Here is a 23,424-nt window from a genome sequence, read left to right as displayed (position 1 = left end):
AGAGCCGGACCTGGCAGGTCCCGCGGTTACACGAGATGTTGTCGGAGATGGTGCCGAGTGATCGCGTGATGATCATCGGGCGCGACGTCGGCGGGCCGGAGGAGTCCGTGTCGGTGACCACCGTCGGCGCCTTCGACCCGACGGTCGTCGACATGCGCACGATGCTGATCATCGGGTCGTCGACGACCACCGTGGCCGAGCGGGCCGCGGGTCGGCTGGTCTTCACGCCACGCCATCACAGCGGCTGACCGTCGTCGAGTAGACCGCGTACCCGATCGAGGGCTGTTCGCACGTCGGCCACCGCGGGGACGTCCGGCTCCTCCGGCCGATCGACCATCACGACTTCGATGCCGAGTTCTCTTGCCGCATCAAGCTTTGCGCGTGTCATGTCGCCGCCGCTGTTCTTCGTCACGAGTACGTCGATCCGGTGTTCGCGCATCAGGTCCAATTCGTCGGCGAGACGGTAGGGTCCGCGGGACCGCAGGATGGTGTGCGCGGGAGGCATACGGGTCCGCGGTGGATCGACGACGCGAATGAGGAACCATGCCGACGAGATGTCGGCGAAGACGTCGACATCCTGTCTCCCGGTGGTCAGGAACACGCGGGCCCGTCGACCGTCGAGATGCCGCGCGGCATCGGCAATGTGTGTGAACCGGAACCACGCGTCGTCGACACCCGGCGACCACGGCGCGCGGCACAGACGCAACAACGGTGGGCCGCCCGCTCGAGTGGCGGCCGCCGCGTTGGCGCTGATTCCGCTCGCGAAGGGGTGGGTCGCGTCGATGACGACCCGAATTCCGTTGTCGCGTAGCCATTGTCGTAGTCCGGCCGCTCCCCCGAATCCACCGACCCGCACCGCACCCTCGGGTAGTCGTGGTCTACTCACCCGGCCTGCAAGGGAACTGACGGCCGGAATGCCCTCGGCGTGAAGCATCGCTGCGAGTTCGCGGGCCTCTCCGGTGCCCCCGAGTATCAGGACGGCGGGACCGTCGGTCATGCCAACCGATCCCGGCCGCCACCACCGTCTCGACCGTGGTGGCCGTCAGCATGACCGACATCGCGCAGTTTGGTCATGCGGGCCTGCGAATAGAGGTAGCTGTCGCTGGGTGTCGCGGCCGACGTCGGATCGAGTACCCGGCCGACGAAGATGACCGCGGTACGGCGGATGCCGTGATCGGCGAGTTGTTGTGCGAGCTCCGACAGCGGACACCTGAGCACGACTTCGTCGTCACGCGATGCGAAAGCCACTGTCGCCGTGGGGCACTGCGACCCGTAGTGCGGAACGAGGGTCGCAACGATCTGGGTTGCCCGGTGCGCGGCGAGATGGAGCGCCAGGGTCACGCCGGTCTGTGCCAGACGGTCGAGTTCCTCGCCGTCCGGCATGTCAGTCGACAGTGTCGACACGCGCGTGATCAGAAGACTCTGCCCGACAGCCGGGACGGTGAGCTCCGCGCCGAGCGCGGCGGCGGCTGCCGCGAAAGCCGGTACACCCGGCACGATCTCGACGTCGATGCCCAGACGTGTGAGTTCGCGGTGCTGTTCGGTGAACGCCGAGTAGAGCGAGATGTCGCCGGAATGAAGACGAGCCACATCGCCGCCGGAGGCGTGCGCATCGACCATGTATCCGACGATCTCGGTGAGCGGCATGCGCGCCGTGTCGATCAGCGTCGCCCCGGGCGGGCAGAGTTCGAGAAGCTCTCGCGGGACCAGCGAGCCGGCGTAGAGGCAGGTGGCGCACTGCCCGAGGATTCGCGCGCCGCGCAGGGTGATGAGGTCTGGTGCGCCCGGCCCCGAGCCGACGAAGTAGACGGTCATGGCTCGTCGAGCTCTCGCGTGACGACCCACTGCACGAGGGGCAATGCCGGGCGCCACGTGGTCATCGAACCCAGCGGCTCCACGGTCTCGATCGACAGCCGCCGGAGCGTGCCCCCGACGCGACGGTGCCAGTCGGCGAGCACCGCCTGTGTCTCGATCGTGACGGCATTGGCGACCAGTCGGCCTCCCGGCAGCAGCGCGCGCCACACGATGTCCATGACCGACTCGTCGAGACCACCACCGATGAATACGGCATCGGGATCGGGCGCGACGGTCAGCGCCGCCGGCGCCGCGCCCGCGACGGTCAGTGCGGCTCGCACACCGTGACGGCGGGCGTTGCGCATGATCCGTTCGGCACGGGTGGCGTCGCGTTCGAATGCGATCGCAGTCCCGTCCGGGTCCGCGCGCAACCATTCGATCGCGACACTCCCCGACCCGGAGCCGACATCCCACAGCAACGCCTGCCCGCCCGGCGCCAGGGCCGCGACGGTCAGCGCACGCGCCGCAGCCTTGGTGAGCTGCCCGTCGTGCTCGTACTCGTCGTCGGGCAGTCCCGGCGCCCGTGTCGAGCGCGGACCGACGCAGTCGATCGCGACGATGTTGAGCGCATCGTGCGACTGTGGTCTGTACGACCGTGCAAGACAGTCGACGATGCGTTGCCGCGGACCGCCGAGCTGTTCGAGAATGGTCATCGTCGACCACCCGAACCCGGTGCGTACGAGCACATCTGCGATCTCGGACGGTGTGGCGGCGCCCCGACTGAGCACCAGGAGTCGTCGTCCGTCGGTGAGAGTGGGAACCACGGCTTCGGCGTCGGCGCGCAGCGTGCTGACCACTTGTGTTCTCGATAGGTCCCAGCCGAGCTCTGCGCACGCCAGACTCGCGGACGACACCGCAGGAAGCACGCGGACTCTGCTGCGCCCCACGGCTTTCACGATTGTCGATCCGACGCCGTGGAACATCGGATCCCCACTCGCGAGGATGTGCACGACGCGGGGTACTGCGGCCGACAGCACCGCACCGAGATGATCGGACATCGGGGATTGCCATGCCACAGTGGTGGCGTCGAGTCCGGGAAGGAGGTCGAGCTGGCGAGAGGAGCCGTACACCACGGTCGCAGTTCGCAATTCGTCACGCGCCCGGTCGGTCAGCCCGGTCCATCCGTCGGCTCCGATACCGACGACGACGAACTGCGGTGCGGAATCCACCTCGGCGGAGGCAGTTGTCATCGGGGCAACCTGCGCCAGATCGCACGTGGCACGAAGCGCATCGCGAATCCGACGAGACGCAGTGGCGCGGGGATCCACACCTCCCAGCGCCCGCGGCGGTACGCCTGCGCCACCGCGTCAGCGACCTGGTCGGCATCGACCGACATCGGTGCGGGTTTGGTGCCGGCTGCCATGAGCTCCGCGGTCATGTTGCCGATGACGAATCCCGGACGTGCGAGCAGCAGGCGGACACCGGATCCGTATAGCGCGTCGGACAGGCCGCTGGCGAAGCCGTCGAGTCCCGCCTTCGCCGACCCGTACACATAGTTGCCGCGCCGTACCCGCACGCCCGCGATCGACGAGAAGACGATCATCGTTCCCGACCCCTGACTGCGCAGCGCGTTGGCCAGGGGCGTCAACACACTGATCTGGCCGACGTAGTCCGTCTCGGCGATCGCGAGTGCATGTGCCGCGTCGACCTCGGCGCGGTGTTGGTCACCGAGGATGCCGAACGCGACGATCGCAATGGCCACCGGCCCGTGCTCCGCGGTGATGGTCTCGATGAGCGCGGGATGGGTGTCGGTCGCGTCGGCATCGAACTCGAGCGTCACGACGTCGACTGCGCCTGCTGCGCGCATCGCGGCCGTCTCGTCGTGGAGGTCGGCGGATCTGCGCGCCGCGAGGACCACAGTGCGGCCGCCGACGAGTCGCCTAGCGAGGGCGATGCCGATTTCGCTCCGTCCACCGAAGAGGACAACCGTCCCGGGAACGTCGTGTGCGTTGTTGCGCGCCATGACACGAAGTATTCCACCGGTGGCCGCGGCACCGACATCGGTGTCCGGCCGAATCACGGCGGTGACTATCGTTGCCCACATGCCGCGTACTCCCGACGACCTCGGTCCTGCAGCGCTCGAGTTCCTGGGCGAACGACACCTCGCGACACTCGCGACTCTGAGACCCGACGGCACCCCGCACGTCGTCGCCGTCGGATTCACCTACGATCCCGCCAGCGGGATAGCTCGCGTCATCACGCGCTCCGGCTCCCAGAAAGTCCGCAACTGCGAGCGGGCCGGCTACGCCTCGGTGACCAACGTCGACGGTCCGCGATGGTTGACGCTCGAGGGACCGGCGACGGTGTATCGGGACCGCGGTCACGTCGGAGAGGCCGAACGACGCTACGCCGAGCGGTATCGGGAGCCGAAGCCGAATCCGGAGCGGGTCGTCATCGAGATCGACGTGCGCCGCGTGCTCGGTTCACATTCACTGCTCGACGGTTGAGCCGGCGGGACGCGTCAGTTCACCGGACCGCATTCGGATCGGTTCAGAGCACCAGCAATTCGTGGGGGCGCACATTGACGGGCTCGCAACCGTCGTCGGTCACGATCACGATGTCCTCGATGCGCGCGCCCCAGCGTCCGGGGAAATACACGCCGGGCTCGATCGAGAACGCCATGCCCGCTTCGAGTACGAGGCCGTTGCCGCTCACGATGTACGGCTCCTCGTGAACCGACAATCCGATGCCGTGGCCGGTTCGGTGGATGAAGTTCTCACCGAATCCGGCGTCGACGAGAACGTCACGGGCAGCGGCATCGACCTCCTCGGCTGTCACGCCGGGCCGCACCGCGGCGACCGCTGTGCGCTGGGCGAGTTCGAGTGCGGCATAGGCACGTGCGGTGTCATCGGACGGCGGCCCGAAACAGTAGGTGCGGGTGGAGTCGGAGTTGTAGCCCGGTTCGACCGGGCCGCCGATGTCGATCACGACGATGTCATCGGCTTCGATCACCCGATCCGACTGCTCATGATGGGGGTCGGCGCCGTTCGGACCCGACCCGACGATGATGAACTCCGGCTCGGTATGGCCCTCCGCGACGATGGCCTCGGCGATGTCTGCGGCGACGTCGGCCTCGGTACGTCCCGGGCGTAACCACTCGCCCATCCGTGCATGCACGCGGTCGATCGCGGCGCCGGCTCGCCTCAAGGCTGCGATCTCGTTGTCGTCCTTGATCATTCGCAGCTGGCGCAGGACCGGGGTGGCCAATGTCGGTGTGGCTCCCAACCGATCGGCGATCGGCACCAGGTGCAGGGCGGGCATCGATTCGGACACCGCGACCGCCGATGGCGTCGGCAACCCCTCGAGCGCAAGAGCGTGGGCGTCGTCGCCATCGACCCAGTCGACGACGTCGACGTCGAGTTCACCGATTGCGGAATCGCGGACGGAAGCGAGTTCGAGACGTGCGATCACGAGCCGAGCTGTGCCTGCAGCGGGGATGACCAGAGCGGTGAGACGTTCGAACGTGTCGGCGCGCGAACCTGTCAGGTAGCGCAGGTCCGGTCCCGGAGCGACGATGAGCGCGTCGAGCCCTGCCTTACCGGTCAGCACAGCGGCGCGCGCGAGACGGCGCCGATAGACTTCCGCGTCGAAACGCTCTTCTGCAGTGGCGGTCACGAGTCGAAGCCTACGCGGATGGCAGAGTTGGGACATGGCCGGATCTGTAATGCTGCTCGACGGCGCAAGCCTGTGGTTCCGCTCGTTTCACGCGCTGCCCGAGAAACTGACCGCAGCCGATGGGCGGCCGGTCAACGCGGTCCGAGGCTTCGTCGACACGATCGCCTCACTTGTCGCAGCACATCAGCCGACTCGACTCGTCGTGTGCCTCGACCTCGACTGGCGACCGACGTTCCGGACGGAGCTGTTGCCGTCCTACAAGGCACATCGGGTGGCGCAGGAGGTACCACACACGGGCACCGACGACGCGGAAGACGTGGATGTCGAGGAGGTTCCCGACACCCTCACCCCGCAGGTTGCCATGATCCTCGACGTGCTCGCCGCCGCGGGCCTAACGACCTCGGGTGCGACAGGGTGCGAGGCGGACGATGTGATCGGGACGCTCGCCGCCGCTGAGTCCGAGGACGAGGTGATTGTCGTCAGTGGCGATCGCGACCTATTGCAGGTGGTCGCCGACGATCCCGTGCCTGTCCGAGTCCTCTACGTGGGACGCGGATTGGCCAAGGCGGAATTGATGGGACCGACCGAGGTCGCCGACCGTTACGGGGTACCGGTCGAACGCGCGGGAACCGCGTACGCGGAAATGTCCATGCTGCGCGGCGACCCGTCCGACGGCCTGCCCGGAGTACCGGGAATCGGCGAGAAGACCGCGGCGAAGCTGATCACCGCGTACGGCGACCTCGACGCGCTGGAGGAGGCGGCGCTCGACACGTCGAGCACTCTCACGCCGCGGGTGCGCTCATCACTTCGCGATTCCACCGGGTATCTGCGCGCCGCTCGCACCGTCGTGACGGTACGGACCGACGCGCCGACCGTCGAGAGCCGACCGGACGACCATCTGCCGAGTGCACCAGCGGATCCCGACAGGCTTGCGAACCTGATCGAAGAGTTGCGCATAGGAGCGTCGGTCGGCAGGCTCGCCGATGCACTCGGCTGGGAGTTGCGCGTGCGCTGATCAGCTCGTGGGGCGTGAGACCTCGTACTTGCCGTCGTCATCGAGGATTGTCACCTTCACCTGCTGCTTCTGCCCGCCGACCATTGCCGTGCAGGTGAACGAGTGGCCCTTCTCGACGCTCTGTCCCGACGGGCACGACACGTCCGTGACGTTGGTCGCCTGGTAGTCCTTCGTCAGAACCTGCTTGACGCCGTCCTGTACCGCGTTCTGGTCCAATGACTTCGGCGCCCAACCGGGCCATGCGAATGCCGTGATCAGGATGATCGCAGCGATGACGACGAGAGCTCCGATGCCCCCGAATATCGCCGTCCGCGTGCGCTTCGAGGAACCGGACTTGACTGTCATCGAAGAGAACTGATCGCCGGGCTGGCCTGGCTGACCGACCTGACCCGGCTGCGTTGCCGCTTCACCCTGGGAGACCGGCTGGCCGTACTGGGGGGACTGATCCTGTCCGTACTGGGGCTGACCGTACTGGGGCTGCCCGTACTGGGGCTGCCCGTACTGGGGAGCCTGGCCCTGTCCGTACTGGGGCTGCCCGTACTGGGGAGGCTGGCCCTGCCCGTACTGCGGCTGACCGTACTGGGGTTGCCCGTATTGGGGAGGCTGGCCCTGTCCGTACTGGGGCTGACCGTACTGGGGCTGCCCGTACTGGGGAGGCTGACCCTGCCCATACTGCGGCTGACCGTACTGCGGAGGCTGACCCTGCCCGTACTGCGGCTGACCGTACTGGGGCTGACCGTACTGCGGAGCCTGGCCCTGGCCGGGCTGACCCTGACCGGGCTGCTGCTCACCGGGGTGACCACCCTGATGTGACTGGCTGTCGGCCGGGGACTTGTCGCCTGGAGTTTCGGGCTCGTACGGCTGGCTCATACGTCTCTCTTCCGATCAGCCGGCAGTGGTGCCGGTGGGCATGTCGAACGATCCGGTTCCGCGGCCTGACGTATGTCTCCCGTGACGTCGCCGCCGACCCTTATGCGAAGTGAAGGTTACCGCAGCGGATCCTCGTGGTCGTTCAGGCGGTACAGCCTGTGGCAGCGAGTTCCCTGTGACCTCAGCCGAGCTCCGCGGCCACCACACCGCGACGGATTGCGCCTACCGCCGAGCGAGCCGAGCGAGCGAGCGGCGCGTCGTCGCCGACGCCTAGTCGAATCTGTTCCAGCAGGTCGACGACCTGCCGGTTCCAACGTACGAAGTCACCGGGTGAGAGCAATTGGCCGCGTTCCCCCGCAGCAGCCAGCGATTCCGTGAGTGACCGTCCTGAAGCCCAGAGCGAGACCGCGATCGAGAACCCGGTGTCCGGTTCGCGTGTCGGCGACACACCGTGTCGGCGTTCCACATCGGTGACCTGATGCCAGATGTCGACGGTTTCGGCGATCGCAGTGCGCAACGCCGTGTTGCCCGGCATGGCATCGGCGCCCGCGTGGCTGTCGCGTCGCGACTCGAAGACCATCGCGGCGACGACGGCCGAGAGCTCTGCCGGCCCGAGCGTGTCCCAGATCCCGGCGCGGATGCACTCCGTCACCAGCAGGTCACTCTCGCTGTAAATACGACTGAGGAGGTGCCCGGTCGGCGTGACCTCGACCTCGTTACGAACCTTCTCGAGGTAACCGAACTCCATCAGCACGCCCACGATCCTGTCGAAGGTCACGCCGAGCGTCGACGTGCGCTCGTCGATCGCGCGTTCGGCCGAGACGATCTCACGGATCAGTCGATTACGTTGCTCGGCGAGTCGGAACAGGTCGTCACCGTTGGCGATCTGGTGCGCAGGGTGTGCGCGCAGTTCGTGGCGCAGACGAGCCAACTCGGTGTCGTCGGCGGCCAACGCTCTCTTCTTCTGTCGACCGCGCGGCATTTCGATGCCGGTCGACCGCAGCGCCGATGCCAGGTCGCGCCGACCACGTCCCGTCCGGCGATCGGGATTCTTGGGCAACCTCATGTGACCGAGGACCTCGGGCGGATTGACGAAATCGCGCGTACCCACTCGACCGCACCAGGCGTCCTCGCTGAGTACCAGCGGTTTGGGGTCGGCCGACTGGGTCGCCGGTTCCAGCACGACCGCGAGTCCGCGATGGCGGCCGCCCGGCACGCCGATGACATGTCCGCGCTTGAGCGCAGCGAGGTCGGCGACCGTCGACTCCTGGGAGGCGACGCGGCTGCGGAACTTGAGGTCACGTTCTCGCCTGCGGATCTCCTCACGAAGCGTCACGTAACCGAGGAAGCCGCGATACGGATCCCGGGGGTCGGCGTCGGTGCTGTCGTCGTCGAGTCCGGTGATACTGCCCGGCTCGATCCCCCGTTTCGTCGCCGCGCCCGCGAGTTCGACATCGAGTTTGCGCAACCTGCGGTACATGTCGTCGACCTTGCGGGACTGTCCGACGACGGAGCGGTCGGCCTGGAACTGTGCGAACGACCGGTTCAGCAGCTCACGCGATCCGGCGAGTCCCCGCCGACCGATCAGGTTGACCGCCATGTTGTACTCGGGCGCGAAGGAACTGCGCAGGGGGAAGGTCCGCGCCCCCGCCAGGCCGGCGACCTGCTCGGGTACGAGCTCCGGCGTCCACACCACGACGGCGTGCCCCTCGACGTCGATTCCTCGACGTCCCGCGCGACCGGTCAGCTGGGTGAACTCCCCCGGTGTCAGGTCGACGTGCGATTCGCCGTTGAACTTGACCAAGCGCTCGAGCACGACCGATCGCGCAGGCATGTTGATGCCCAGAGCGAGTGTCTCGGTCGCGAACACCATCCGCACCAGGCCCTTGACGAAGAGCTCTTCCACCGTGTGCCGGAAGGTTGGGAGAAGGCCTGCGTGGTGCGCGGCGAACCCACGGCGCAGACCCGCCCGCCACTCGTCGACTCCGAGCACGTCGGCATCTCCCGGCGCGATCTCGGTGATGTGGCGGTCGACGACCTCGTCGACCGCGCTTGACTCCTCAGGGGTCAGCAGCGTCAACCCTGATCGAAGACACTGCGCCAACGCGGCATCGCATCCGACGCGGGAGAAGATGAAACCGATCGCCGGCAGCAACCCCTCGCGGTCGAGACGGGCGACGAGCTGCGGGCGTGCCAGTGCTCCCGGTCCACGACCCCGCGCCGGCGACCGTGTTCGGCCCCGCCCTGATCGCCGGTCACGTCCACGAGCACCCTCCCGCTCGTCGGCGAGCAACATCCTGTGCCGGATGTAGCGTTTGAGCTCGGGGTTGACCTGCGGTTTGCCTCCGCCCTGCCAGTGCGGGTCGAACAGATCGAACATCTGCGAGCCGACGAGCATGTGCTGTTGGAGCGGAACCGGCCGGTGCTCGTCGACGATGACCGTGACCTCGCCCCGGACCGTCTGAATCCAGTCACCGAACTCCTCGGCGTTGCTGACAGTCGCCGACAGGCTCACCACGCGCACCGACGGGTCTAGACCCAGGATCACCTCTTCCCACACCGCGCCCCGGAAGCGATCCGCGAGGAAGTGGACCTCGTCCATCACGACGTGCGACAGGCCTTGCAGTGCCGGCGAATTGGCGTAGATCATATTGCGGACCACTTCCGTGGTCATCACGACCACAGGAGCGTCGGAATTGATCGAGCTGTCGCCGGTCAGGAGCCCGACCGCTTGCTTGCCGTGCACCGCAACGAGATCGGCGTACTTCTGGTTGCTCAGTGCCTTGATCGGCGTCGTGTAGAAGCACTTGGTTCCGCCGGCCAGGGCCAGGTGCACCGCGAACTCGCCGACGATCGTCTTGCCGGCGCCGGTCGGTGCACACACCAGGACGCCGCGCCCGTCCTCGAGCGCGTGGCAGGCCACACGTTGGAAGTCGTCGAGATGGAACGACAGTCCTTCCGCGAAGCGGTCGAACTCCGTGTGCTCAGCGGACATCACGGTCAGAGGACGTCGTCGAAGGTCGATGCGTCGCGTACCGAGGTACGACCCGTCGCCGGCACGGTGGCCACCGGCGACGCCCCGGCGACCGATGACGGCCGGGGACGCGGCGACACGTCCGGCAGCGGGCTGGCCTGATCGTCGGGGATGGACGCCCAATCGGGCTCGTTGCGTGCACGTCGGCGGTCGTTGATCCTGGAGAACTGGATGGCCACCTCGAGCAGCACGGTAAGGGCCAACGCAAGGGCGAGCATGGTGAACGGATCCTGACCGGGAGTCACGACGGCAGCGAACACGAACAGTGCGAAGATCAACCCGCGACGCCAGGCCTTGAGCCGCGGATAACGCAGCACGCCAACGGTGTTCAGGGCGACGATGAGCAGAGGCAACTCGAAGCTCACCCCGAAGATGATCAGCAGATGGATCATGAAGCCGAAGTACTGGTCGCCTGCCAACGCTGTGACCTGCACGTTGTTTCCGACAGTCAGCAAGAAGTGGAAGGCTTTCGCGACCACGAGGTATGCGAGTACGGCGCCCGCCACGAACAGCACAGCGGCCGCCGACACGAACGAGATCGCGTACTTACGTTCCTTGTCGAGCAGACCCGGAGTGACGAACTGCCAGATCTGGTAGAGCCACACCGGGCAAGCCAGCACGACTCCCGCGGTCAGCGCGACCTTGAGCCGCAGCATGAACTGGTCGAACGGGCCTGTCGCGAGCAACCGGCACGAGTCGTCCGCGGTCAACGTGGCTCGCGAGGACGCGGGCAGCGAACAGTACGGCTCGCGGAGCAGATCACCGAGGGTGGGCAGTCCGAAGATCCCGTAGGAGTACCAGACGAAGCCGAGGATCGTCGTGACGACGATCGCGGCCATCGAGATGAGCAGACGGGTACGCAGCTCGAACAGATGCTCCACCAACGGCATCGTGCCGTCGGGGTTGAGTTTGCGCTTGCGGTACCTCGGGTCGAATGGAATCCGCACTCAGGTGTCCCGGTACGCGGCTACGCCGACTTCTTGGTCTGATCCGGGGTGGGTTGCGTTGCGGCGGTACCGGTATCGGTGGTCCCAGTCTCCGACCGGGGCAGCTCGCGTTGGGGCGTAGCCTCGTCGGGCGACTCCGGAGCGGCGGGCGCCGTGTTGTCGCCGTCGCGCTGCATCTCCTGGACTTCGCTCTTGAAGATACGCAGCGACTGACCGAGACCACGCGCCGCATCGGGAAGCTTCTTGGAGCCGAACAGCAGCAGCACCACCACCAGCACGATCAGCCAGTGCCACCACGACATTGCACCCATCAGAACAACCTTCCGCTTGTATTCTCAGCCATCGTACCGCGATGCCAGCCCAGGGCGAGCTCCGAGATCCGGCCCCCGACGCACCCTACCCTCGCAGTGATGAGCCTGCCGGATCGTGGCGTGTCAGCGGACCCCGCAGGTCTCGGCGGCTGCAGGCTCACCGGTACCGCGCGAGGGCTGCCTGCGCGGCGCCGGTCACCGCGTCGTCGACCCGTTCATCCCCGACGGCGCGCACAGTACCGCCGAATCCCAGGAGGAACCGGGTCAGCCACTCGGGCGAGCCGTATGCGAGGCGACCCCTGACCGGTGCGGTTGGGTTGCGGTCGGCGGACACGTCGTCGAGCTGCTCGATCCGGTAGTAGTCGAGTACCCACGCCTGCTCGGGATCGATGTCGATATCGACCGACCGATGGTCGGGATGGTCACCGAGTACCGCCGACTGCTGCGTCACCTCCGCGGAGACCGGTGGTGTCGACGGTTCGTCGCGCAGCTGCGCGGCCTCGATCCGGTCGAACCGGAACAGACGCACACCCTCGCTGCCTCGACACCACGCCTCGAGGTAGGTGTTGGAGTTCAGTCCCTGCAGGCGGATCGGGTCGACCACTCGCTCGCTGACCGTGTCACGGGTAGCGGAGTAGTACGTCAGGTCGAGTGCTCGCTTCTGTGCGACAGCGGTGCGTACCGCGGCATATGTCGGATTCTCCTCAGCGTCATCGTCATCGGTCACCGTTGCGACGGCCGGAAGCGACTTGCCGACGGCCTGTTCGATCTTGGCGATCGCGCGCCGCGCAGCCTGATGGTCGAGGACACCAGCCATGTCGACCAGCGCTTGAAGCGCGACCAGCAGCACGCTCGCCTCGGCACCCGTCAATCTCAGCGGACGATCCATCCCTGCGGTGAACCCGACGTTGACATAGCCCTCGTAGAACTCGAGCTCGATCAGATCGTCGGGGTAATACCCCGGCAGACCGCACACGAACAGTTGCTCGAGGTCTTTGCGGAGTTGGGTCTCGGTTACGCCGAGGTCCCCGGCAGCCTGTGCCACCGAGATGCCACCGCGGGAGGAGAAGTACGGGACCAGCGCAAGCAGTCGATTCAACCGGCGCGATTGCGCACTCGTCATGAGGCGTTCACCCCGACGATCCGGTCGAGCCCCGCCACCACGAGGTCGCGCAACTCCGTCGGCTCCCTAACAACGGCGTCGGGGCCCGCGCCCAGGATCATCCTCGCCAGTGTGCCCAGCGATCTGATGTCGATGACGAGGTCGTCGCCCGGCTCGCCGTCGAAGACGGCCGGCGTGGTCGACGAAGCGAGACGTCGGAGGCCCGCTGCGCGGCCCTGCGCGACCCAGACGCGTGCAGCCCGGCCGTCCGAACCCGACGCGGCGTCGACGGCATCGGCCACGATCTGCTGCAGGTCGGTGTGGTCGGGTCGGTGCACTGCGCCGACCGGACCAGCGGTCGCGACATCGCTGATCCGGCTGAGCCTGAACGTGCGCGTCGCGTCGCGGTCGCGATCATGGCCCACGACATACCACCGACCCCGGTGTGTCACCACACCCCACGGCTCGAGTGTGCGGGTCTCGCCGGACGACGTCGAACCCGCCCGGTAGGTGAATGTGATGGCCTGCCCGGCGTCGATGGCCGCCAGCGTCGGAGCAAGCGAGTGCTCGCCGCCCAGTGAACGCTGAGAAACCGCTGCCACACCGATCTCGTCGTCGGCACGGACATCGATCCCAGCCGCCTGGAGTTTGAGAACGGCCGTCTGTGAGATGGTCGAGACATCGGAGTTGTCCCAGAGAGCTGCGGCCATCGCAATCGCCGCAGCCTCCTCCCGGTCGAGCGTGATGTCGGGCAACGAATACGTCTCGGGATCGATGCGGTACCCCTCGACGCCGCTTTCCGGCGACGGACCGGTCACCAGCGGCACACCGAGATCGCGCAGATCGTTCTTGTCACGCTCGAACATCCGGTTGAAGGCCTCGGCCGAACGGTCCTGGTCCTGGTAGCCGAACACGTTGCGGCGGATGTACTCGGCGGTGACGTACTGCTTGGTCGAGAGCAGACAGATCACGAGGTTGATCTGACGCTCGACTTTCGACGTAACCACGCCCTGCAGCTTACGACTACATGGACGCGATCAAGCGATCGACGCGCTCGTCGACGCTGCGGAAGGGGTCCTTGCACAACACCGTGCGCTGGGCCTGGTCGTTGAGCTTCAGATGCACCCAGTCGACGGTGAAGTCGCGGCCGGCCTTCTGCGCAGCCGAGATGAAATCACCGCGCAGCTTGGCCCGCGTCGTCTGGGGAGGCTCGTTGACCGCGGTCTTGATCGCCTCATCCGTCGTCGCGCGGGTGACGAGTCCCTTGCGCGACAGCAGGTCGAACACGCCGCGCCCGCGCTTGATGTCGTGGTAGGCGAGGTCGAGCTGCGCGATCTTCGGGTCCGACAATTCCATCGAATACTTGTCCTGATAGCGCTGGAACAGCTTGCGCTTGATGACCCAGTCGATCTCGGTGTCGACCTTGGAGAAATCGTCGCTCTCGACGGCGTCCAGCATGCGCCCCCACAGATCGACCACCATGTCCATCTCGGGGTCGGGCGCGCGATTGACCAGATGCTCCACGGCTCGCGCGTGATATTCACGCTGGATCTCCAGCGCCGTGGCCTGACGACCGCCCGCGAGGCGGACCGGGCGTCGGCCCGTGGGGTCGTGGCTGACCTCACGGATCGCCCGGATCGGATTGTCGAGCGCGAAGTCGCGGAACGCGACACCGGCCTCGATCATCTCCAGGACGAGCGCTGCCGACCCGACTTTGAGGAGCGTCGTCATCTCCGACATGTTGGAGTCGCCGACGATGACGTGCAGTCGTCGGTACTTCTCGGCATCGGCGTGCGGTTCGTCGCGGGTGTTGATGATGGGGCGGGAGCGGGTCGTCGCGGACGACACACCCTCCCAGATGTGCTCCGCGCGCTGGGAGAGGCAGAACGTCGCCGCCTTCGGCGTGGCGAGAACCTTTCCGGCGCCGCAGATCAACTGTCGTGTGACCAGGAACGGCAGCAAGACGTCGGAGATCCGCGAGAACTCGCCCGCCCGGACCACGAGATAGTTCTCGTGACACCCGTAGGAGTTGCCCGCAGAGTCGGTGTTGTTCTTGAACAGGTAGATGTCGCCGCCGATGCCCTCGTCGGCGAGGCGCTGTTCGGCGTCGACGAGAAGGTCCTCGAGCACCAGCTCTCCCGCGCGATCGTGGTTGATGAGCTGGATGAGACTGTCGCACTCGGCAGTCGCGTACTCCGGATGCGACCCTACGTCGAGGTAGAGCCGCGCTCCGTTCTGGAGGAACACATTCGATGAGCGCCCCCACGACACGACCCGGCGGAACAGGTATCGGGCGACCTCGTCGGGACTCAGTCGGCGGTGGCCGTGGAAGGTGCAGGTGACACCGAATTCAGTCTCGATGCCCATGATTCGACGTTGCACTCCTCAACCCTACCCGCGGAGTCCGACGCAGACCGGTTGCGCGATCAGGACGCGCTCGAATCCGTGGAGGCGTCGCTGCCCTCGTCTCCCCCGTTGGTGGAGGCGGTCGACTCGCCAGCGGGTGCCGGCAGCAGGTCGGCGACGGATGCGGCGGTCAACCGTCGGAACGCACGACGTGGGCGATTGCGGTCGAGGATTGCCACTTCGAGATCGCCGGGGTTGAGTTCGCGTGGCGCCGTTGGCGATCCGTTTGTGCCCTCGGTCGGTGCCGACAACGCCTCCACAGCGATCTTCAGAGCATCTGCGAGCGGAAGATCCGGTTCGTAGCTGTCCTTGAGCGCCGCGGAGATGGCGTCCGTCGCACCACCCATGACGATGAAGCGTGTCTCGTCCGCGATGGACCCGTCGTAGCTGATCCGGAACAGTTGCGACGGCTTCGGCTTGCCGTAGCGGGCCACCTCGGCCACACACAACTCGACCTCGTACGGTTTTGCCTGCTCGGTGAACACCGAACCCAGGGCGTTCGCATAGGTGTTGGCCAACGACAGTGCGGACACGTCTGCGCGGTCGTAGGAGTAGCCGCGCATGTCGGCGAGCTGGATACCCGCCTTGCGCAGGCTTTCGAACTCGTTGTACTTGCCGACGGCTGCGAACCCGATCCGATCGTAGATCTCACTCGTCTTCCGTAGCGTGTTCGACGGGTTCTCCGCGACGAACAGCACGCCGTCGGCGTAGGTCAGGATCACCACACTGCGACCACGAGCGATTCCCTTGCGCGCGAGTTCCGAGCGATCGCGCATGATCTGCTCGGCACTTGCGTAGTACGGGAAGGTCATCGCGGTGCCTCCTCATGCTCAGCTGCACGACGCTCGATGATCGCGCGTGCTGCCGTCTCGATGTCAGCGGGGGCCACTTCCCGCGCGCCCTCCGCGCTCACGATGACCGCTGTCGGGAAGATCTTGCGGACGATGTCCGGACCGCCGGTCGCCGAATCGTCGTCGGCGGCGTCGTAGAGGGATTCGACGGCGATCGCCAGAGCCGAATCGGCGTCGAGATCCGAGCGGTAGAGCTTCTTCAGCGACGACTTGGCGAACACCGAGCCCGAGCCGATCGCCTGGTAGCCGCCGAACTCCTCGTGCCGGTCACCGGCCACATCGAAGGAGAAGATGCGGCCACGCTCGGTCGGACTGTCGTGGTCGATGTCGTAGCCGACGAGCAGCGGGATGGCGGCCAACCCCTGCATCGCAGCACCAAGATTGCCGCGCACCATCGAGGCCAGCCTGCTGACCTTGCCGTCGAGTGTGAGTGGAACTCCCTCGATCTTCTCGTAGTGCTCGAGTTCGACCGTGAACAGTCTGACCATCTCGATCGCGATGCCTGCGGTGCCTGCGATCCCGGCGGCCGAGTACTCGTCGGTGATGTAGACCTTCTGCACGTCGCGGGTGGCGATGATGTTGCCCATCGTCGCGCGTCGATCGCCCGCGAGCACCACACCACCGGGAAAGCTCACCGCAACGATCGTCGTGCCATGCGGGATCTCGGAGGTGTCGGTGGTCGAGGTGAAGGTGCCCATGCGCTCAGCCCGTGCCTGCGGCAACTGATCGGGGGCATGAACCCGGAGGAAGTCGGTGAACGACGAGATGTCGACGCCGAATGTGGGGTGGGAACTCCTTGTGGGACCGGACGGGGACAGTGAACTGAACGTCTCGCTCACTGGCCGCCCTTCTGCACGTACGCGCGCACGAAGTCTTCGGCATTCTCCTCGAGCACATCATCGATCTCGTCGAGCAGATCATCGGTGTCCTCGGCGAGCTTCTCTCGACGTTCCTGGCCCGCACCGCCGTCGGAGCCGAGTTCGTCGTCGTCGCCACCACCGCCGCGCTTGGTCTGTTCCTGCGCCATCTGCACTCCCTTGTTCGTCACGAAGCCTCACGCTCCGCGTGCCTGCGTCGCTGCTCACCGCTCGTGCACATCAGCGACGACGTTCGTCGGACTCGCGTGTCGCGTTCAGCTGCATCGCGGTGCGGCGCAGACAAATCCAGCTCGTGAACCCACACTACCGGTGCGGACTGCGAAAAGGAGGTTGAACACGTGTCGCGTCGGGATCCGATCAGGTGGTGAGCTGATCGACCAGCTCGGATGCGGAGTGCACCGAGTCGAGGAGTTTGCCGACGTGTGCCCTGCTCCCCCGCAGGGGTTCGAGGGTCGGAATCCGCACCAGCGAGTCGCCGCCCAGGTCGAAGATCACCGAATCCCAGCTCGCGGCCGCCACGTCGGCGCCGAAACGGCGCAGGCATTCGCCACGGAAATAGGCGCGCGTGTTCTCGGGAGGCTCCGTGATCGCGCGCGTCACGTCTGCCTCGTCGACGAGCCGCTTCATCGAGCCGCGTGCCACCAGGCGGTTGTAGAGGCCCTTGTCGAGTCGCACGTCGGAGTACTGCAGGTCGATAAGCTGGAGACGTGGGGCCGACCACCCGAGTCCCTCGCGCTGTCGGAAGCCCTCCAGGATGCGTAGCTTGGCGGGCCAGTCGAGGATGTCTGCACATTCCATCGGATCGCGCTCGAGACGATCGAGGACATCAGCCCACGTGCTGAGCACATCCATGGCACGCGCATCGTCGGAGTTCTCGCGTTCGTGGAACTTCGCGCAGCGCTCGAGGTACTCGCGCTGCAGCGCGAGTGCCGTGACCTCTCGACCGTCGGTCAATGCGACGGTCGCCTGCAGTGTCGGATCGTGGCTGATCGCATGTACGGCCGACACCGGACGTGCCAACTCGATGTCGGAGAAGTCGACGCCGGCCTCGATGAGATCGAGCACAAGCGAGGTCGTGCCGACCTTGAGGTAGGTGGCGGTTTCGGCGAGGTTGGCGTCGCCGATGATCACGTGGAGTCGGCGGTAGCGCTCGGGATCGGCGTGGGGTTCGTCGCGGGTGTTGATGATGCCGCGCTTGAGCGTGGTCTCGAGTCCCACCTCGACCTCGATGTAATCCGACCGCTGCGACAGTTGGTATCCGGCTTCGTCGCCGGCCTGGCCGATGCCCACGCGCCCCGATCCGGTGATGATCTGACGCGAGGCGAAGAACGTGGTGAGGCCACCGATGACCGCGGTGAACGGGGTGTCGCGGCTCATCAGATAGTTCTCGTGCGTGCCGTAGGACGCGCCCTTGCCGTCGATGTTGTTCTTGTAGAGCTGGAGGCGTGGTGCACCGGGCACGCTCGCGACGTGCCTGGCGGCGGCCTCCATCACGCGCTCCCCTGCCTTGTCCCAGATCACGGCGTCGAGGGGGTCGGTGACCTCGGGTGCCGAATACTCGGGGTGGGCGTGATCGACGTAGAGACGCGCGCCGTTCGTGAGGATCATGTTGGCGGCACCGATCTCGTCGGCATCGATGATCGGCGCAGGTCCTGTGCCGCGACCGAGGTCGAAGCCGCGGGCATCGCGAAGGGGTGATTCGACCTCGTAGTCCCAGCGGGTGCGTTTGGCGCGCGGCACCCCGGCCGCCGCCGCGTAGGCGAGCACCGCCTGTGTCGACGTCATGATCGGATTCGCGGTCGGGTCGCCGGGTGCGGAGATCCCGTACTCGACCTCGGTGCCGATGATTCGCTGCATGGTATTGAGACTAGATGTCGGTCGGATGAAAGGTCGGACCCACCACCGCGCAGCGGTCGCACCGGCGTCGCTCCTGTGGGACCTTCTACACGTGAAAGCATTCCGCCGGTTCACCGTTCGGGTTCCGCTGCCCGCTCCCCTGTCCGATCTCGCAGTTCTCGCCCACAACCTGCGCTGGGTGTGGCACGCGCCCACCCAGGATCTGTTCGCCCTCGTCGACCCCGACCGCTGGGAGACGACCGGCGATCCCCTTCGGTTGCTCGCCGAGGTGTCGCCGGAACGACTCGCCGAGTTGTCCACCGATACGGAATTCCTGGCCCGACTCACCGCGCTGCGCGCCGACCTCGACGAGTACTGCACGGCGCCACAGTGGTACGGCGACCACGCCGCGTCGGGCAATCCGATGCCGGAGGGAATCGCCTACTTCTCCATGGAATTCGGTATCTCGGAGGTGCTGCCGATCTACTCGGGTGGTCTCGGCATCCTCGCCGGTGATCATCTCAAGGCGGCGTCGGATCTCGGTCTGCCGCTCATCGGGGTCGGATTGTTCTATCGCTGCGGATACTTTCGACAGAGCCTGTCGCACGACGGCTGGCAGATCGAACGGTATCCGGTCAACGATCCCGGCGCACTACCGCTCACCCTGCTCGTCGACGCCGCCGACAAGCCGGTCATCATCGAGATCTCGATGCCCGGCGGGCGGACCCTGCACGCCCAGGTGTGGGTGGCCACCGTGGGACGAATCCCGTTGCTGCTGCTCGATTCCGATATCGCGGCGAACGACGACGAGTTGCGGGGCATCACCGATCGCCTCTACGGCGGTGATCAGGACCACCGCATCAAGCAGGAGATCCTGCTCGGTATCGGCGGGGTCCGCGCACTGCGAGAGTATGTCCGCATCGAGAACCGCGCCCAGCCGACGGTCTTCCACATGAACGAGGGTCACGCCGGCTTCCTCGGTGTGGAGCGAATTCGCGAACTCGTCGACGCATCGGGACTCGACTTCGACTCCGCGGAGTCCGTCGTCCGCGCGTCGACCATCTTCACGACGCACACACCCGTCCCCGCGGGAATCGACCGCTTCCCGGACGACCTTGTCCGCTTCTACCTCGATCCGGGACCCGACGGTTCGTCGAATCTGCTTCCCGGATTGTCGTCGACCACGGTGCTCGAACTCGGCGACGAGGCCGATCCAGGCGTGTTCAACATGGCGCACATGGGTTTTCGACTGGGCCAGCGGTCCAACGGTGTCTCGCAGCTCCACGGCGCTGTCAGTCGCGAGATGTTCGCCGACCTGTGGCCGGGCTTCGACGCTGACGAGGTGCCGATCGGCGCCGTCACCAACGGCGTGCACGGTCCGACGTGGGTCGCACGGCGCTGGCAGGACCTCAGCGCGGGCAACGAGGACGCAGCGCCCGCGGTGTACGAGGCGATGCCCGCGTCCGACCTGTGGGCAATTCGCTCGGAACTGCGCGCCGGGCTCGTCGACGAGGTGCGTCGACGCGCATACGCCAGCGGCCGCGACCGCGACTTCACCGACGCCGAACTCGGTTGGACCGCCGACCTGTTCGATCCCGACTCGCTGACGATCGGATTCGCCCGACGCGCGGCGACGTACAAACGACTCACCCTGATGCTGCGCGATCCCGACCGCATGCGTCGGATCCTCACCGACCCGGAACGGCCTGTGCAGCTCGTCGTCGCCGGTAAGGCACATCCGGCAGACGACGGCGGCAAGGCACTGATCCAGCAGATCGTGAAATTCACCGAGGATCCCGAACTCCGTGATCGCATCGTCTTCCTGCCCGACTACGACATCTCGATGGCGCGACACATCTACGCGGGCTGCGACGTGTGGCTCAACAACCCGGTGCGTCCGATGGAGGCGTGCGGAACGTCGGGCATGAAGTCGGCGCTCAACGGCGGCTTGAACCTGTCGATCCTCGACGGGTGGTGGGACGAGATGGCCGATGGTGAGAACGGCTGGGCGATTCCGTCCGCGGAGGGTGTCGGGGACGAGAACCGCCGCGACGACCTGGAGGCCGAGGCGCTCTACTCGCTACTCGAGGAAACCGTGGTACCACTCTTCTACTCGCGTGACGACGGCGTCCCCACACGGTGGGTGGAGATGGTCCGGCACACGCTCGCGATCCTGGGCCCCAAGGTGCTCGCGTCGCGGATGGTGCGTGACTACACGCTAAAACTCTATGTGCCTGCGGGGATCTCGTATCAGGAGGCGTGTGCCGATGATTATGCGGAGGCCAGATCACTCGCCGCCTACCGCTCGACACTCTCGTCGTCGTGGAAGTCGGTGGCGATCGCCGGGATCGATGAGGAGACCACACCCGACGACGAACTCGACCTCACCGCCCACGTCTCCCTCGGTGAGCTCGCGCCGGACGAGGTGACGGTTCAGGCCGTACTCGGGCGCGTGACCGACGACGGCGACCTCTACGACTCGGTGCACGCGCCGATGGAACCTGTCGAAGGGACCGACCCGTCGGGTCGAACGCGCTACCGGGCCGCGGTCACGCCGTACCGGTCGGGGGTGCTCGGCTACACCGCCCGGGTGCTCCCCAGACACCCGCTGCTCACCGACGATGCCGAACTCGGCCTCGTGCGCTATCCGGCGTCGACGGGCGAGCCCCCCGCGATGCCTTCCTGACAACCGCGGGCTCCTCACGCAACTGCGGTCGACTCCCGAGAGGAGTCGACCGCAGTTGTGTGGGTGGAGGACTTACAGATACTGACCCGTGTTGGTCTCCGTGTCGATCGCGCGGCTCGCGCCGGAACTCTTTCCGGTGACCAGCGTGCGGATGTAGACGATGCGCTCGCCCTTCTTGCCGGAGATACGCGCCCAGTCGTCGGGGTTGGTGGTGTTCGGCAGGTCCTCGTTCTCGGCGAACTCGTCGAGGATCGAGTCGAACAGGTGCTGGACCCGCAGGCCGGGTGCACCGGTCTCCAACTGCGACTTGATCGCGTACTTCTTCGCCCGGTCAACGACATTCTGGATCATCGCGCCGGAGTTGAAGTCCTTGAAGTACATGATCTCCTTGTCGCCGTTGGCGTAGGTGACCTCGAGGAAGCGATTCTCATCGCTCTCGGCGTACATCCGCTCGACGACCTTCTCGATCATGGCGTTGACACATGCGGTCCGGTCGCCGCCGAACTCGTTGAGATCGTCGGCATGGACCGGCAGTTCCTCGACCAGGTACTTGGAGAAGATGTCGATCGCCGATTCGGCATCGGGACGCTCGATCTTGATCTTCACGTCGAGACGGCCAGGTCGCAGGATCGCCGGATCGATCATGTCCTCGCGGTTCGAGGCGCCGATCACGATCACGTTCTCGAGCCCCTCGACACCGTCGATCTCGCTGAGCAGCTGCGGAACCACCGTTGTCTCGACGTCGGAGGAGACACCGGAGCCGCGGGTGCGGAAGATCGAATCCATCTCGTCGAAGAAGACGATGACGGGCGTGCCCTCCGATGCCTTCTCGCGCGCCCGCTGGAAGATCAGTCGGATATGACGCTCGGTCTCGCCGACGAACTTGTTCAGCAGTTCGGGACCCTTGATGTTCAGGAAGTACGACTTGGCTTCCTGCGCGTTGTCGCCGCGTGCCAGCGCGATCTTCTTGGCCAACGAGTTGGCGACGGCCTTGGCGATCAGCGTCTTACCGCATCCGGGTGGCCCGTACAGCAGGACGCCCTTGGGCGGACGCAGCGCGTAATCGCGGAACAAGTCCTTGTGTAGGAACGGGAGCTCGACGGCGTCGCGGATCTGCTCGATCTGGCGACCCAGACCACCGATGTCCTCGTAGCCGACATCGGGCACCTCTTCGAGCACGAGATCCTCGACCTCGGCCTTGGGCACGCGCTCGAACGCGAATCCGGCCTTGGTGTCGATGAGGAGCGAATCGCCGGGACGCAGTTTGCGCCGATGACCGTCTTCTCCGTCGACCTCGCCGAGAAGCGGTTCGGCGAGCCACACGACTCGCTCCTCGTCGGCGTGTCCGACGACGAGTGCGCGATGACCGTCGCCTAGAACCTCACGGAGGGTGCTGATCTCGCCGACCGAGTCGAACTCGCACGCCTCGACGATGGTCAGTGCCTCGTTGAGGCGAAGGGTCTGGCCCTTCCGCAGCGCGTCGAGGTCGATGTTGGGTGAGCAGGTCAGTCGCATCTTGCGACCTGACGTGAAGACGTCGACGGTCTGGTCCGGGTAGATCTCGAGGAGCACCCCGTATCCACTGGGTGGCTGGCCGAGACGGTCGACCTCCTCACGGAGCGCAACGAGCTGCTGCCGTGCTTCTTTCAGCGTCTCGAGGAGCTTGGCGTTGCGCGCGGTCAGGTTGTCGACACGGTCCTGGAGTTCCGAGGAATCCGTCGGTCGCCCGAAAGACGGACGGTCGGTGTCCGCCCGCAAGGGAGGCGTGTAGGCAGGAGTGAATTGTTCCCCGGACGAATGGAGGCCATGGCGTTCGGATTCGTTGGCCATATTCTCACCGGAGGCTTCATGGCGATCAGATTCGGTCATTGCTGACTCCTCTCCCCGGCTACGACCCCAGTGGGTTGCGCCGTAACACCACGCTACCGGGAGGCGGCAAATATCGCCGCGCACCGCACGATACGTGGTGTTGACGGCATGTTAAATGTGCGTCTTCGCAACGTATTCGCCATGTTTATT

20 protein-coding genes and 1 pseudogene are annotated in these 23,424 nt (G+C 66.1%); 4 read left to right on the top strand and 17 right to left on the bottom strand.

Annotated features, from left to right (window positions below):
• Positions 1-248, top strand: a pseudogene (locus GOOTI_RS03570) (ATP-binding protein); the annotation flags it as partial.
• Here the strand turns inward: GOOTI_RS03570 and GOOTI_RS03565 are convergent.
• From GOOTI_RS03565 to dprE2, 4 genes are read right to left on the bottom strand one after another with little or no spacing between them, the layout of a single operon-like run.
• Complete coding sequence (locus GOOTI_RS03565; protein WP_007237193.1) at positions 236-997, bottom strand: cobalt-precorrin-6A reductase; 762 nt, start codon at positions 995-997, stop codon at positions 236-238. The pseudogene GOOTI_RS03570 and the gene GOOTI_RS03565 overlap by 13 nt on opposite strands.
• Positions 994-1,815 carry a precorrin-4 C(11)-methyltransferase gene (gene cobM, locus GOOTI_RS03560; protein ID WP_007237192.1) on the bottom strand — a complete coding sequence of 274 codons (822 nt, stop codon included), beginning with the start codon at positions 1,813-1,815 and terminating at the stop codon, positions 994-996. Before cobM ends, GOOTI_RS03565 begins: the two co-directional genes overlap by 4 nt.
• Positions 1,812-3,044, bottom strand: coding sequence for a bifunctional cobalt-precorrin-7 (C(5))-methyltransferase/cobalt-precorrin-6B (C(15))-methyltransferase (locus GOOTI_RS03555; protein WP_007237191.1), 1,233 nt, complete (start codon positions 3,042-3,044; stop codon positions 1,812-1,814). The genes cobM and GOOTI_RS03555 overlap by 4 nt, the downstream gene beginning before the upstream one ends.
• Positions 3,041-3,817, bottom strand: coding sequence for a decaprenylphospho-beta-D-erythro-pentofuranosid-2-ulose 2-reductase (gene dprE2 / locus GOOTI_RS03550; protein WP_039993292.1), 777 nt, complete (start codon positions 3,815-3,817; stop codon positions 3,041-3,043). Before dprE2 ends, GOOTI_RS03555 begins: the two co-directional genes overlap by 4 nt.
• Before the next feature lie 79 nt (positions 3,818-3,896).
• Here dprE2 and GOOTI_RS03545 point away from each other — a divergent pair, with 79 nt between their 5' ends.
• Entirely contained in the window at positions 3,897-4,301 is a 405-nt protein-coding gene (locus tag GOOTI_RS03545) for a PPOX class F420-dependent oxidoreductase (RefSeq protein ID WP_007237189.1), read from the top strand.
• A 43-nt stretch (positions 4,302-4,344) separates the two neighbouring features.
• Here the strand turns inward: GOOTI_RS03545 and GOOTI_RS03540 are convergent, their stop codons facing one another.
• Positions 4,345-5,505, bottom strand: a complete 1,161-nt coding sequence (locus tag GOOTI_RS03540) for a M24 family metallopeptidase (RefSeq protein WP_051997850.1) — start codon at positions 5,503-5,505, stop codon at positions 4,345-4,347.
• Between the two features lie 13 nt (positions 5,506-5,518).
• Here GOOTI_RS03540 and GOOTI_RS03535 point away from each other — a divergent pair, with 13 nt between their 5' ends.
• The gene (locus GOOTI_RS03535) at positions 5,519-6,484 is read left to right on the top strand and encodes a 5'-3' exonuclease (protein ID WP_007237187.1); all 966 of its coding nucleotides are present in this window, start codon (positions 5,519-5,521) and stop codon (positions 6,482-6,484) included.
• Here GOOTI_RS03535 and GOOTI_RS03530 read toward each other — a convergent pair whose 3' ends face one another.
• From GOOTI_RS03530 to dop, 11 genes are all read right to left on the bottom strand, one after another.
• Positions 6,485-7,354, bottom strand: a complete 870-nt coding sequence (locus GOOTI_RS03530) for a DUF4333 domain-containing protein (RefSeq protein ID WP_039993283.1) — start codon at positions 7,352-7,354, stop codon at positions 6,485-6,487.
• 181 nt (positions 7,355-7,535) lie between these two features.
• On the bottom strand, positions 7,536-10,349 hold the full coding sequence (locus GOOTI_RS03525) for a DEAD/DEAH box helicase (RefSeq protein WP_007237184.1): 2,814 nt from the start codon (positions 10,347-10,349) through the stop codon (positions 7,536-7,538).
• Positions 10,350-10,354: 5 nt separating this feature from the next.
• A complete protein-coding gene (tatC, locus tag GOOTI_RS03520) occupies positions 10,355-11,335 on the bottom strand; it encodes a twin-arginine translocase subunit TatC (protein WP_007237183.1) in 981 nt (326 codons plus the stop codon).
• A gap of 20 nt (positions 11,336-11,355) precedes the next feature.
• The gene (gene tatA / locus GOOTI_RS03515) at positions 11,356-11,646 is read right to left on the bottom strand and encodes a Sec-independent protein translocase subunit TatA (RefSeq protein ID WP_007237182.1); all 291 of its coding nucleotides are present in this window, start codon (positions 11,644-11,646) and stop codon (positions 11,356-11,358) included.
• A gap of 157 nt (positions 11,647-11,803) precedes the next feature.
• Positions 11,804-12,769: a helix-turn-helix transcriptional regulator gene (locus GOOTI_RS03510; RefSeq protein ID WP_007237181.1), complete on the bottom strand. Its 966-nt coding sequence runs from the start codon at positions 12,767-12,769 to the stop codon at positions 11,804-11,806.
• On the bottom strand, positions 12,766-13,755 hold the full coding sequence (locus GOOTI_RS03505; protein ID WP_007237180.1) for a helix-turn-helix transcriptional regulator: 990 nt from the start codon (positions 13,753-13,755) through the stop codon (positions 12,766-12,768). The genes GOOTI_RS03510 and GOOTI_RS03505 overlap by 4 nt, the downstream gene beginning before the upstream one ends.
• A gap of 16 nt (positions 13,756-13,771) precedes the next feature.
• Positions 13,772-15,130, bottom strand: a complete 1,359-nt coding sequence (pafA, locus tag GOOTI_RS03500) for a Pup--protein ligase (RefSeq protein WP_039993282.1) — start codon at positions 15,128-15,130, stop codon at positions 13,772-13,774.
• Positions 15,131-15,174: 44 nt separating this feature from the next.
• The gene (gene prcA / locus GOOTI_RS03495; protein ID WP_007237178.1) at positions 15,175-15,966 is read right to left on the bottom strand and encodes a proteasome subunit alpha; all 792 of its coding nucleotides are present in this window, start codon (positions 15,964-15,966) and stop codon (positions 15,175-15,177) included.
• Positions 15,963-16,844 (bottom strand): proteasome subunit beta, encoded by an 882-nt coding sequence (gene prcB, locus GOOTI_RS03490; RefSeq protein ID WP_007237177.1) that lies wholly within the window; start codon positions 16,842-16,844, stop codon positions 15,963-15,965. Before prcB ends, prcA begins: the two co-directional genes overlap by 4 nt.
• Positions 16,841-17,032 (bottom strand): ubiquitin-like protein Pup, encoded by a 192-nt coding sequence (locus tag GOOTI_RS03485; RefSeq protein WP_039993290.1) that lies wholly within the window; start codon positions 17,030-17,032, stop codon positions 16,841-16,843. The genes prcB and GOOTI_RS03485 overlap by 4 nt, the downstream gene beginning before the upstream one ends.
• A gap of 208 nt (positions 17,033-17,240) precedes the next feature.
• Positions 17,241-18,740 (bottom strand): depupylase/deamidase Dop, encoded by a 1,500-nt coding sequence (gene dop / locus GOOTI_RS03480; RefSeq protein ID WP_007237175.1) that lies wholly within the window; start codon positions 18,738-18,740, stop codon positions 17,241-17,243.
• Positions 18,741-18,831: 91 nt separating this feature from the next.
• Between dop and glgP the strand changes: the two genes are divergently transcribed.
• Positions 18,832-21,405, top strand: a complete 2,574-nt coding sequence (gene glgP / locus GOOTI_RS03475; RefSeq protein ID WP_007237174.1) for an alpha-glucan family phosphorylase — start codon at positions 18,832-18,834, stop codon at positions 21,403-21,405.
• 72 nt (positions 21,406-21,477) lie between these two features.
• Here glgP and arc read toward each other — a convergent pair whose 3' ends face one another.
• Positions 21,478-23,274, bottom strand: a complete 1,797-nt coding sequence (gene arc / locus GOOTI_RS03470) for a proteasome ATPase (RefSeq protein WP_007237173.1) — start codon at positions 23,272-23,274, stop codon at positions 21,478-21,480.
• Positions 23,275-23,424: the final 150 nt, after the last annotated feature.

Source organism: Gordonia otitidis NBRC 100426 (assembly GCF_000248075.1).
Classification (GTDB): Bacteria; Actinomycetota; Actinomycetes; order Mycobacteriales; family Mycobacteriaceae; genus Gordonia; species Gordonia otitidis.
The sequence above is the reverse complement of the archived record's forward strand: the minus strand, read 5'-3'. Positions and strand labels throughout refer to the sequence as shown.

Coding starts and splice junctions, on each gene's coding strand:
- GOOTI_RS03565 (WP_007237193.1), bottom strand. CDS start 997: ATGACCGACGGTCCCGCCGTCCTGATACTCGGGGGCACCGGAGAGGCC.
- GOOTI_RS03530 (WP_039993283.1), bottom strand. CDS start 7,354: ATGAGCCAGCCGTACGAGCCCGAAACTCCAGGCGACAAGTCCCCGGCC.
- GOOTI_RS03525 (WP_007237184.1), bottom strand. CDS start 10,349: ATGTCCGCTGAGCACACGGAGTTCGACCGCTTCGCGGAAGGACTGTCG.
- GOOTI_RS03485 (WP_039993290.1), bottom strand. CDS start 17,032: ATGGCGCAGGAACAGACCAAGCGCGGCGGTGGTGGCGACGACGACGAA.
- prcA (WP_007237178.1), bottom strand. CDS start 15,966: ATGACCTTCCCGTACTACGCAAGTGCCGAGCAGATCATGCGCGATCGC.
- cobM (WP_007237192.1), bottom strand. CDS start 1,815: ATGACCGTCTACTTCGTCGGCTCGGGGCCGGGCGCACCAGACCTCATC.
- dprE2 (WP_039993292.1), bottom strand. CDS start 3,817: ATGGCGCGCAACAACGCACACGACGTTCCCGGGACGGTTGTCCTCTTC.
- GOOTI_RS03535 (WP_007237187.1), top strand. CDS start 5,519: ATGCTGCTCGACGGCGCAAGCCTGTGGTTCCGCTCGTTTCACGCGCTG.
- GOOTI_RS03540 (WP_051997850.1), bottom strand. CDS start 5,505: ATGTCCCAACTCTGCCATCCGCGTAGGCTTCGACTCGTGACCGCCACT.
- GOOTI_RS03510 (WP_007237181.1), bottom strand. CDS start 12,769: ATGACGAGTGCGCAATCGCGCCGGTTGAATCGACTGCTTGCGCTGGTC.
- GOOTI_RS03545 (WP_007237189.1), top strand. CDS start 3,897: ATGCCGCGTACTCCCGACGACCTCGGTCCTGCAGCGCTCGAGTTCCTG.
- dop (WP_007237175.1), bottom strand. CDS start 18,740: ATGCAGCGAATCATCGGCACCGAGGTCGAGTACGGGATCTCCGCACCC.
- arc (WP_007237173.1), bottom strand. CDS start 23,274: ATGACCGAATCTGATCGCCATGAAGCCTCCGGTGAGAATATGGCCAAC.
- tatA (WP_007237182.1), bottom strand. CDS start 11,646: ATGGGTGCAATGTCGTGGTGGCACTGGCTGATCGTGCTGGTGGTGGTG.
- GOOTI_RS03555 (WP_007237191.1), bottom strand. CDS start 3,044: ATGACAACTGCCTCCGCCGAGGTGGATTCCGCACCGCAGTTCGTCGTC.